This window comes from Pseudomonas sp. SBT1-2, from assembly GCF_028640875.1.
Taxonomy (GTDB): Bacteria; Pseudomonadota; Gammaproteobacteria; order Pseudomonadales; family Pseudomonadaceae; genus Aquipseudomonas; species Aquipseudomonas chlororaphis_I.
Map to the genome: position 1 here is coordinate 20,412 of NZ_JAQZAA010000105.1, position 10,892 is coordinate 31,303.

The window sequence follows — 10,892 nt, forward strand, 5'->3', positions numbered from 1 at the left end:
CTCCCGGGAGTGGCGTTTTTGTGTGTGGCTGACTCAGCCGATCTCCACCCATCCCCGGGCGTCGCCAGGCTTCACGGAGCATCCAGCAGCACATCGCCGATGGGCAACTTGGGGACTGCACAAATTTCGGAAATTCCCTACAACACGCCTGTAACTTCTTTCAATAGGATGGCCAGCTGACTAAAAGGAGGGTCACGCATGGCTAATCACGGTTACATGCCTGGCGCTTGTTTAGATACGTCAGAGCAGACTATGTGCGCTCTTATAAAGGCATGGGGGCAGGCGCGATGGGTTTTGAAATATATACCGACTTCCAGACAGGAAAGCAGGTGTACCGAGAGTCCGGAAAATGATCTTGTGGGTTTTCCCTGTTTTGGCCGCTTGTGGCATTAGTGTTGCCTACTTTCTGAAGGTGCACCTCTCTGGTAGCGATTTGAATTACGCCAGGTTTTATTTCTGTTTGGTATTCAATGGCCTTTTTGTCGTGCCTTACATGGATATTCTTCAGAATAATGACTTTCTGTTCTTGGGGTATCGACCCGAGATAATTTCAGAGCATCCATTTATTGGGTGGATTGCTTTTTCTTGCATATTTATTCATCTGTTTGCGCTTCCAGTTAAACGAAAAGTCAAAGTGTGGTTTTCACAAAAGTAAGCGCATGCGAATAAATGATTTCTGGATTACGCAGTGGCCGCAATTCACCTTGGGCGAGTTCTTTCGGTACTGCGAAGACGCACTGTCCCAATCTGAGAACCTCGGCCTGCCGCGCCCAGCGAATCGGTTTATTACCTGGGCGTGCAGGCCTGGAGAACGGCGTGACTCAGCCGATCTCCACCCATCCCCGGGCGTCATTGGCGCCCAGCAGATCAGCGACCGGTTTCACCGCGATCCGGCCATCCACGGTGCCCAGCGCCAACTGCCCGTCGCGGGCGTCCATGGCGTGGATGATGGTCGGCAAGCCATCGATTCGCGCCTTGGCGTTCAGCCGCAGCTGGCCGGTCCGGGCCTCGATCAGCATCAGCGTCCCGTCCAGGAAAGCCGCCGCCACCAAGTCGGCTTCGGGCAGGTGGACGATCGCGCTGGGCGATGCCGGGGTGGAGTGCCGCCACAGTTCCTGGCCGCGCTCCAGGTGCCGGCGATAGATGAAACCCTGGTACGGCTCGCAGACCGAAGGGTTGTAGTGCTGGCCGGCGATCACCACGCCCGCGCCCAGGGCATCCGCCACATAAGCGCCCCGGCATTCCATGGCGTGGCTGGCCCGGGTGCCGTCCTGCTTGAGCAGCGGCCAGAGTCTTTGCAGGGTACCGTCGGGCTGGATGGTGCACAGGTACTTGTGTTCATGGGAGCTGGCCGGCGTGCCCTGCAGCGCGAACAGATGCGGCGCGCCGCTGATGCCGATGTAGTGGTTGAAGCAATCGTAGTGGCCCACGTCGACAGACTGGATGCTGTCGCGGGAGGGGGCCAGCAGCAGGTCGCCGGTCTTCGAGCCGGGGTCTCTCAGGCGGTTGCGCCGCGCCAGGAGGTGGCCGTCGGTGGATGCGCAAAAGGCGTATTCGTCGTCGTAGGTCTGCACCAGCTCCAGGCCGTTATCCGTCAGCGCATACAAACACGAATCCCGTTTATAGACCTCGGGCCCGTCCTGCACCTGCACCCCGTGCACCTGCACGCCGGCCCCGCGCAGGATTTCGGCGCCGTAGCCTGGCCCCCTGTGGTGGGCGAGCCGGGTGCCGTCCGTGCTGTAGATATCCAGCAGGCAATCGTCATGGGTGACGCCTATCCGGTCCGGGCCGAGCCAGGCGATATCGCGGATCGCGCTTCGGCATTCAAGCTCGGGCACGCCCAGCCAACGGGCGAGGCGCACGGCCGGTGAGCTTCGGTCATCTGCCGGAAGGCCCGAGGCAGCGACGGTCGCGGTCGGGTCCAGTTCCAGCACCTCTGAGGTTCGGGCTGTCCACGCTGCTTCACTGTCGTCGATCTGCACCAGAAACAGCGTGTCGAGGATCGCCGACCAGTCGCTGTCGTCCAGCCCGTCCCACTCTTCGTTCCATGGCCGCACCCAGGCTTCGACCCGCTCGCCGCTGGCGTCGTAGCGGCAGCGCACGACTTCGGGAATATCGGCAAAAGGGCGGCGGCTCTGGCCGGTCTGCCAGTCCCACACGGCCAGCTCGCCTTCGAACTGGTAGCCGCCGTCATAGCGGCCGGCACCGATAACGATGCGGGGCAGGGTGGGGTGGAAACCCAGGTCGTTGATCGGCAGGCACAGTTCGTCGAAGATGGCGAACGGCACCGGCTCGCCACGCCGGTACAGGCCGAGCCGATAACGCAACCCGGTGCCGCCATAAGCCGCCCGCGCGGGCGGATTGACCAGCAACGCAAACTCCGAGACCACGGCGGCGATATCCCCCGCCGGGTGGAAGAACGCGCCGGTAATCCTGCCGGTTCCGCGCAAGGTGGGGTCCATGAGGCTGGTCATTGCTGCTCCCTGAGGGGGGCTGTATCGATGTGTTGTTTCATTTCCATGGAGGGAGAATGCTCATTCAAACAATCCTGTTTTTCGCAAATCCGGCTGGCAGAACGAACCTGCGGCGCGCCATCGCGACCGCTGCATTACTGGTGGCCTCGTCTGTTGCGCCTCTGCAGGCGGCGTCGTTGTCATTGGAGGTCGAACTGGCCGACAGCTCCATTGCCTACCTCGATGAATCGACCCAGGCGCGATTGTGGCCGCAAGTATGGACGGGGGCCGAGCTCGTTGCCTATTACTTCCCCTCTATCGGTAGCAAGGGCAATACGCACAAGACGCGGCCCAGCTTGCAACTGTTCACCTGCATGGTCGGTACCGTCTGTGTCCCGGCGCCTCGTTTCGAGATGGAAAGCTTGCCGGTGCGGCGCCAAGTGACGGTTCGCGCACAGGTGTTGCAGGGCAGTGCGGGGCAGCCGCTGAAGCTGCGCTTCGAGTTGCCCGAAACACCTGCCGAGCATTACAGCTTCAGCCATGCCGAATTGCGCGCACCGGCGGACGTGCTGTGGCGCGAGCCCTTGTTTACAAGCTGGGCACGCGATTTGTCGTGGGAGGCACGGCGGGGGTTCTCCAAGCGACGCAAGCAACCCCTGAGTATTGCGCTGGTCTTCCCAAAGCAGGATGTGCCCGGTTATCAGATGGTGGACCTGGCCGTCAGAACGCCAGGGGGAGATAGCCACCCTGGCGATCCTATGGCGGTGACGACCCTGCGTGCCAACCTGAAGGCGCCGGACGGCAGCGTGCGACAGATGGCATGGCCGGGGCACTTGAGCCTGGACCTGCAGGAACGGCTTGAGGCATCGCCGGGCTGGACCAGGACCGGCCGCGTGCCGGCGACTGTCAAACTCAACCAGTTTCCCTGGCGACTCTCTTCGTATAGTGCCAAGGAACGCATCAGCACCGTCGTGATGCCGGACAGCACACCGCGCTGGTACGGCTTGAAGCACTACAACGCGCCCAAGGGTGTGTGGTTGAAGCTGACCCAAAGCGGCCCCCTCGCGCAGGTGGAACTGGAGGCCGAAGCGGGCGCCGAACGGACGATCGAGGGGCAGGTGCCGGTCAAGCGCGAAACCTGGTTGTTCTTCGCAGGCAAGCTGATGCGCTACCGCGGGCAATTGCATTACGGCAACGGTGCCGAGCACTTGCCCGACACCGAGTGGCGGATGGACTGGAGCAATGGCGAGCGACTGGAGGCGAGCGCCGCGAATGTGTCGCCCAGCTCACTGATCAAACAGGTGCCGGATTGCCGCTGGGATGGCTGCCGGAAAAACCTGGCCGAAGCTCGGGCCCAGCTGGCGGCGAGCGATGCGCAGCTGCAATCGGAAGGCGAACGCTACCTGCAGCTTGCGCGTGAACCCGACTGAAACGGCGGATCATGGGGGACGTTCTGCAGGCCAGTGGTGCTGAGCGACATGCTGTTTACGCATCGTATGGGCTGATTACGACCCTCTCGGGGACTTGTGGCTTTCTTGATTGACATCAACCGCGCCCGCGAGCCGGCGCAGTAGTCTCGCAGCAACGTGCGAGGCCGTCTGGTCCGAGCCCATCGCATCCTTAGTCGAAACCACAAGGCTCCTGTCCATGAACGACGCGGTACTGACCCACCTCGACTCCCTCGGCCGTGCGCGCATGGTCGATGTCACCGATAAACACGTGACCTTTCGCGAGGCGGTGGCCGAGGCCTGGGTGCATATGCGTGCCGAGACCGCGCGGTTGATCGTCGGCGGTGGCCATCCCAAGGGCGATGTGTTCGCGGTGGCGCGCATCGCCGGTATCCAGGCGGCCAAGCGCACCAGCGAGCTGATCCCGCTCTGTCATCCGTTGCTGCTGAGCAGTGTGGTGGTCGAGTTGAGCCTCGAGGACGAGCACCGCGTGCGCATTGTGTCGCGCTGCAAACTGGCGGGGCAGACCGGGGTCGAGATGGAGGCGCTGACCGCCGCCAGCGTCGCCGCCCTGACGCTGTATGACATGTGCAAGGCGGTGGACCGTGGCATGCATATCGAGTCGATACGGCTGCTGCGCAAGTCCGGGGGCAAGAGTGGCGATTACCAGGCGCCCTCGGCATGAAGCTGCAGGTGCAGTATTTCTCCCGCTACCGGGAAACCCTGGGTTGCGCGAGCGAGGTGGTCGAAGGCGATTTCGCCTGCCTCGAGCATTTGCGTCGGCACCTGGCGAGCCGCTGCGGCATCTGGCGAGTGCTGGACGAGCCGAGCCTGATGTGTGCCCGCAACCAGGACCTGTGCGGGCTCGACGAGGCGCTGGACGACGGCGACGAGGTGGCGTTCTTTCCCACGGTGACCGGCGGCTGAGGCGCTGGCCCAGGCCGCGCAACCCCGATTCGGAGGCCTCATGATCTATCCGCTGCTGCTCAGTCTGCATCTGCTCGCCGCGCTGGTGTTTATCGGCACGGTGTTTTTCGAAGTGCTGTTCCTGGAGCACATCCGCAAGCAACTGCCGGCCAAGCTCATGGTGCTGCTCGAACAGGGCATCGCCGGCCGTGCCCGCCAGCTGATGCCCTGGGTGCTGCTGGCGCTGTTCGGCGCCGGGTTGGGCATGGTCTGGGTGCGTTACCTGCCGGTGCTGGCGGCGCCCTTGGCGTCATCGTTCGGCACCTTGCTGATGCTGAAGATCCTGCTGGCCGCCAGCGTGCTCGGGCATTTCCTGGTGGCCATGCTGCTGTTCAGGAGCGGGCGCATGAACGCCCGCTACTCGCGCTTTATCCATCACAGCCTGTTCGGCCATATGCTGCTGATCGTGCTGCTGGCCAAGGCCATGTTCTACCTGAACTGGTAGGCCGGCGCCGACCCCACGCTTGATGCAAGTCAAGGAGCCCCGGGCATTAACGCCGGACACTGGCCCTCCACCGCCAGCCATGGAGCCCTGTCATGCCTGATCTACTGCCGCACCGCAGCGAGCCGGTCGTTCGACGCGATCAAGGCGTGCTCGATCCCAACTGCCCTGCCGACACCCGCCGCTTTCACGGCGGCATCGGTTCCCTGGACCTGCTGCGGGCGTTGCGCAACAGCCGGCAGAAGCGCCGGCCGCTGTCCCTCAACGTGCAGTTTGCGCCGCGCCTGGCGGGCATATCGGCCGACGCTGGTGAAAGCTACCTGCGGCGGCTGGAGCGCGAGATCGACCTGGTGGGCTGCCACCTGGGGCCGGAGCAGCGCATCGAGCAGTTTCACCTGGGCGGCGGTACCCCGGACGCAGCGCATCTGCAACGGCTGATGCAGCACCTGCGCCAGCGCTTCCATTTTCTCGAACACGATTGCGGCGACTACAGCATCGACGTCGACCTGCACCACACCGACTGGGCGACCATGGGCCTGCTGCGTGACCAGGGGTTCAATCAGGTCAGCATCGGCGTGCCGGATATCGGCAGCGACAGCCAGCTGTCGGTGGCCTGCTACCAGAACCCGGCGCCCATTCATTCGCTGATCGATGCGGCGCGGACCTTCGGTTATCGCTCGGTGAATGTCGACCTGGGCTATGGCCACGCCTGGCAGACCCCTTCGAGCCTCGCCTTGAAGCTCGGCACCCTGATCGAGCTGGAGCCCGACCGCCTGCAGGTGTTCGACTACGCCCAGCCGCCGTTGCGCTACCGGCGCCAGGGCCAGGACCGCCCCGCAGCGGCCTGCAGCCAGGAGGCCAAGGAGGCGATGCGGCGGATCTGCTTCGAGCGCCTGCTGGCGGCGGGGTACCAGTACATCGGCCTGGGCCAGTTCGTGCGGCCCGACGACGACCTGATGATGGCCCAGGAGCGCGGCCGGCTGCGCCGCAACTGCCAGGGTTTTACCTGCCACGGTTATTGCGACCATGTGGGCTTCGGCCTGGGCGCCATCAGCCAGTTCGACGAGCTGTACACGCAGAACAGCGAAGTGCTCGGCGACTATCTGCAACAGCTCGACCTGGGCCAACTGGCGACTTGTCGCGGCTGGCGTTGCGAGGCCGGCGACCAGGTCCGGCAACTGGTCATGGAGCGCCTGGCGTGTGACCTGGAGCTGGATATCCTGGCCATCGAAAGCCGCTACGGGCTGGTCTTCCGCCAGTACTTCGCGTCCGCCTGGCTGCGCCTGCAACAGCTGAGCTGGAACGGCCTGGTGGAAGTCTCGGAGCGCTTTATCAGCATCCTGCCCGCCGGCCGGCTGGAGGTGGACAGCATCTGCCAGCTGTTCCAGGAGGATTTGAACAGCCCGGGGCAGGCCTGCGGTTGCGAGTGCGTGGAGCCTGATTCCGGGCTTTGATTTAGCCCCTTGATTGCAGCCAGGCGCGGCGCGCTTGACGGCGATCAAGTTTGCCCGCCGGTGCGCTTGCCGCGCCCTTGCCTGGCGCCTTAGCGTGGTCGCCGAACCCCGCTGTGAATCAGGTAGCCCATGGATCTCGGAACGGCTTGCGAACCCTTCTATCAACCCTTGAACAATGAACAGGCGCTGTTCGAACAGGCCTGGCGGCACGGCATGCCGGTGCTGATCAAAGGCCCCACGGGCTGCGGCAAGACCCGGTTTGTCCAGCACATGGCGCACCGCCTGGACCTGCCGCTGCACACCGTGGCCTGCCACGACGACCTCAGCGCCGCCGACCTGATCGGCCGCCATCTGATCGGCGCCCAGGGCACCTGGTGGCAGGACGGGCCGCTGACCCGGGCGGTGCGCGAAGGCGGCATCTGCTACCTCGACGAAGTGGTCGAGGCGCGGCAGGACACGGTGGTGGTCCTGCACCCCCTGGCCGACGGCCGTCGCGAGCTGTTCCTGGAACGCACCGGCGAAGTGCTGCGGGCGCCGCCGTCCTTCATGCTGGTGGTGTCCTACAACCCCGGTTACCAGAACCTGCTCAAGGGCATGAAGCCCAGCACCCGCCAGCGCTTTGTGGCGATGCGCTTCGACTATCCACCGCCGGCCGAGGAGGAGCGCATCGTCCAGCGCGAGGCGCAAGTGGATGCGGCCCTGGCGCGGCAGATCGTCGGGCTGGGCCAGGCCCTGCGCCGCCTGGAACAGCATGACCTGGAGGAGGTGGCGTCCACCCGGCTGCTGATTTTCACCGCGCGCATGATCGGCGCCGGCATGCCGCCGCGCGAAGCCTGCCTGGCGTGCCTGGCCGAGCCCCTGAGCGACGACCTTGTCACGGTGGCGGCGCTGATGGACGTGGTCGATGTGCACTTCGGCTGACCCTGCTACCGACACCCTGGCAGCCCCTCGGCGTCATCTGCCGGGGGATCTGGCGATGTGGTTTTTCATCCTCGCCGAGCTGTCGGTGTTCGCCATCCTGATTCTTGCGTTCGCCGTGACCCAGCAGCTCAAGCCGCAGCTGTTCGCCGAAAGCCGCCAGCTGCTCGACAGTTCCACCGGCCTGGCCATGACCCTGAGCCTGCTTAGCGCCGGGCTGTTGGCGGCGCTGGCCCAGGAGCGGGTGCGCCGGGCGCTGCCACGCCAAGGGGCGGCGCTGCTGCTGGCGGCCTTGCTGGCGGCCACGGTCTACCTGCTGCTCAAGCTCGGCGAGTACCGGCATCTGCTGGGCCTGGGACTCGGGCTTGAGCACGACACCTTCTTCACCCTGTACTGGATCCTCACCGGTTTTCATTTCCTCCATGTGCTGCTGGGCATGCTGATTTTCGCCTGGCTGGCGCAGCGCTGCCTGCGCGGCCGGTATGGCGCCGACAACCCTTCGGGTTTCGAGTCCGGGGTGCTCTATTGGCATATGGTCGACCTGGTCTGGGTGCTGCTGTTCCCGCTGGTCTACGTCCTGGATTGACGAGGTGCGCATGTCCGTTGGCAGGTTCTTGCTGAGCTGTTGGGTCGCCCTGGCCGGTCTCAGCGTCGGCACCGTATGGCTGGGCAGCTGGCTGGGGCAGGGCGCGCCGCGCGGGGTGGTGGTGCTGATCCTGCTGCTGGCGGTGGCCAAGGCCTGGCTGATCGCCGACGGCTTCATGGAACTGCGCCACGGGCCGCGCCTGTGGCGCTGGCTGCTGCTCGGCTGGCCGCTGGCGCTGGCCTTGCTGCTGGGCCTGATCCTCAGCCTGTAAATACCCGAGTAAAACCATCGGCGTTTCTTGATTGCCATCAAGCGGGTTTGCCCCCCGCGCTTCCTAGAATGGCCGGGCCAAGCCAAGAGGAAGCGAGCATGTCGGAAACCTTCACCAAAGGCATGGCCAGGAACATCTATTTCGGGGGAAGCGTGTTCTTCTTCCTGATCTTCCTGGCCTTGACCTATCACACGGAGCAGACCTTTCCCGTACGCAGCAACGACGCGCTGTTGAGCGCGGCGGTGGTGCGCGGCAAGACGGTCTGGGAGCAGAACAACTGCATCGGCTGCCACACCCTGCTGGGCGAGGGCGCCTACTTCGCGCCGGAGCTGGGCAACGTGTTCCAGCGCCGCGGCGGCGAGGAGGGCTTCAAGCCCTTTATGCAGGCCTGGATGAAGATGCAACCCCTGGGCGTGCCCGGACGCCGGGCCATGCCGCAATTCAACCTGAGCCAGCAGGAGGTCGACGACATCGCCGAATTCCTCAAGTGGAGCTCGAAGATCAATACCAATGGCTGGCCGCCAAACAAGGAGGGCTGAACGATGCGTCTTGCCAATCCACACCTGAAATTCGCCTCGCAAGCCGTGGCCAAACCCTACTTCGTGTTTGCCCTGATGCTGTTCCTCGGCCAGGTGCTGTTCGGTTTGATCATGGGCCTGCAATACGTGATCGGCGATTTCCTGTTCCCGATCATTCCCTTCAACGTGGCGCGCATGGTCCACACCAACTTGCTGATCGTCTGGCTGCTGTTCGGCTTCATGGGGGCGGCCTACTACCTGATCCCGGAAGAGGCCGACCGTGAACTGCACAGCCCGAAACTGGCGCTGCTGCTGTTCTGGGTGTTCGCCGCCGCCGGCGTGCTGACCATCCTCGGCTACCTGCTGGTGCCCTACGCGGGCCTGGCGCGGCTGACCCACAACGAGCTGCTGCCGACCATGGGCCGCGAGTTCCTCGAGCAGCCGACCATCACCAAGATGGGCATCGTGGTGGTGTGCCTGGGCTTTCTCTACAACATCGGCATGACCCTGCTCAAGGGCCGCAAGACCACCGTCAGCATGGTGATGATGACCGGGCTGATCGGCCTCGCGGTGTTCTTCCTGTTCTCCTTCTACAACCCGGCCAACCTGGCCCGCGACAAGTTCTACTGGTGGTGGGTGGTGCACCTGTGGGTGGAAGGCGTGTGGGAGCTGATCATGGGCGCGATGCTGGCCTTCGTGCTGATCAAGATCACCGGCGTGGACCGCGAAGTGGTGGAGAAATGGCTCTACGTGATCATCGCCATGGCGCTGATCAGCGGGATCATCGGCACCGGTCACCACTTCTTCTGGATCGGCGCCCCCGAGGTCTGGCTGTGGGTCGGCTCGATCTTCTCGGCCCTGGAGCCGCTGCCGTTCCTGGCGATGGTGATCTTCGCCTTCAGCATGGTGAAGAACCGCCGCCGCCAGCACCCCAACCGCGCCGCCACGCTGTGGGCCAAGGGCACCACGGTGACCGCGTTCTTCGGCGCCGGGGTCTGGGGTTTCCTGCACACCCTGGCGCCGGTCAACTACTACACCCACGGCACGCAACTCACCGCGGCCCACGGCCACCTGGCGTTCTACGGCGCCTACGCGATGATCGTCATGACCCTGATCAGCTACGCCATGCCGCGCCTGCGCGGGCTTGGCGAGGCGGCGGACGAACGCTCGCAGACCCTGGAGGTCTGGGGCTTCTGGCTGATGACCCTGTCGATGGTGATGATCACCCTGTTGCTCACCGCCGCCGGCGTGGTCCAGGTGCTGCTGCAACGCTGGGCCGAGGACGGCACGGCAATGCCGTTCATGGCCACGGTGGAGCATTTGAGCGGGCTGTTCTGGGCGCGCCTGATCAGCGGGCTGGGGTTCTTCGCCGGGCTGCTGTGCTACCTGCTGAGCTTCCGCCAGCGCGGCCGCGCCGCCTTGCGCGCACCGGCCCCGGTGGTGTCCTCATGAACGACCGCTGCTGGCGAAACGTATCCCTGTAGCCGCTGTCGAGCGCAGCGAGGCTGCGATCGGCAGCGCAGCGGCCGCAAGCCGGGCCATGCGGTCTTTCCGGCAAACCGCGTGCACAGGCTTTGCGAGGACTGCGTCGGAATGCCGCCCACCTCGATCGCAGCCTCGCAGGCTCGGCAGCGGCTACAGGGCAACGCACGACGGTCTCTATGTAGCCGCTGCCGAGCGCAGCGAGGCTGCGATCGGCAGCGCAGCGGCCGCAAACCGGGCCATGCGGTCTTTCAGGAAAACCGCGTGCGCAGGCTTTGCGAGGACTACGTCGGAATGACGCCCACCTCGATCGCAGCCTCGCGGGCTCGGCAGCGGCTACAGGACAGGCACGAC

11 protein-coding genes are annotated in these 10,892 nt (G+C 64.5%); 10 read left to right on the plus strand and 1 reads right to left on the minus strand.

What is annotated here, in order from left to right; translation table 11 throughout:
- Positions 1-821: 821 nt before the first annotated feature.
- Complete coding sequence (locus PVZ78_RS21935; protein WP_273829257.1) at positions 822-2,474, minus strand: hypothetical protein; 1,653 nt, start codon at positions 2,472-2,474, stop codon at positions 822-824.
- Positions 2,475-2,530: 56 nt separating this feature from the next.
- On the opposite strand from PVZ78_RS21935, the gene PVZ78_RS21940 reads away from it, so the two are divergent.
- From PVZ78_RS21940 to PVZ78_RS21985, 10 genes are all read left to right on the plus strand, one after another.
- Positions 2,531-3,883 carry a hypothetical protein gene (locus tag PVZ78_RS21940; RefSeq protein WP_110175725.1) on the plus strand — a complete coding sequence of 451 codons (1,353 nt, stop codon included), beginning with the start codon at positions 2,531-2,533 and terminating at the stop codon, positions 3,881-3,883.
- A gap of 217 nt (positions 3,884-4,100) precedes the next feature.
- Positions 4,101-4,586: a cyclic pyranopterin monophosphate synthase MoaC gene (gene moaC, locus PVZ78_RS21945; protein ID WP_038633169.1), complete on the plus strand. Its 486-nt coding sequence runs from the start codon at positions 4,101-4,103 to the stop codon at positions 4,584-4,586.
- Complete coding sequence (locus tag PVZ78_RS21950; protein WP_041989346.1) at positions 4,583-4,828, plus strand: MoaD/ThiS family protein; 246 nt, start codon at positions 4,583-4,585, stop codon at positions 4,826-4,828. The genes moaC and PVZ78_RS21950 overlap by 4 nt, the downstream gene beginning before the upstream one ends.
- Positions 4,829-4,868: 40 nt before the next feature.
- On the plus strand, positions 4,869-5,312 hold the full coding sequence (locus PVZ78_RS21955; protein ID WP_009049473.1) for a CopD family copper resistance protein: 444 nt from the start codon (positions 4,869-4,871) through the stop codon (positions 5,310-5,312).
- A 92-nt stretch (positions 5,313-5,404) separates the two neighbouring features.
- Positions 5,405-6,763 carry a coproporphyrinogen III oxidase gene (locus PVZ78_RS21960; protein ID WP_273829258.1) on the plus strand — a complete coding sequence of 453 codons (1,359 nt, stop codon included), beginning with the start codon at positions 5,405-5,407 and terminating at the stop codon, positions 6,761-6,763.
- Between the two features lie 129 nt (positions 6,764-6,892).
- On the plus strand, positions 6,893-7,684 hold the full coding sequence (locus tag PVZ78_RS21965; protein ID WP_028682727.1) for a CbbQ/NirQ/NorQ/GpvN family protein: 792 nt from the start codon (positions 6,893-6,895) through the stop codon (positions 7,682-7,684).
- The gene (locus PVZ78_RS21970; protein WP_273829259.1) at positions 7,668-8,267 is read left to right on the plus strand and encodes a cytochrome c oxidase subunit 3; all 600 of its coding nucleotides are present in this window, start codon (positions 7,668-7,670) and stop codon (positions 8,265-8,267) included. Before PVZ78_RS21965 ends, PVZ78_RS21970 begins: the two co-directional genes overlap by 17 nt.
- A gap of 10 nt (positions 8,268-8,277) precedes the next feature.
- Positions 8,278-8,538: a cytochrome C oxidase subunit IV family protein gene (locus PVZ78_RS21975; RefSeq protein WP_009049469.1), complete on the plus strand. Its 261-nt coding sequence runs from the start codon at positions 8,278-8,280 to the stop codon at positions 8,536-8,538.
- Positions 8,539-8,636: 98 nt separating this feature from the next.
- Positions 8,637-9,077: a c-type cytochrome gene (locus PVZ78_RS21980; protein WP_009049468.1), complete on the plus strand. Its 441-nt coding sequence runs from the start codon at positions 8,637-8,639 to the stop codon at positions 9,075-9,077.
- A gap of 3 nt (positions 9,078-9,080) precedes the next feature.
- Positions 9,081-10,508, plus strand: a complete 1,428-nt coding sequence (locus PVZ78_RS21985; RefSeq protein ID WP_016702475.1) for a cbb3-type cytochrome c oxidase subunit I — start codon at positions 9,081-9,083, stop codon at positions 10,506-10,508.
- Positions 10,509-10,892: the final 384 nt, after the last annotated feature.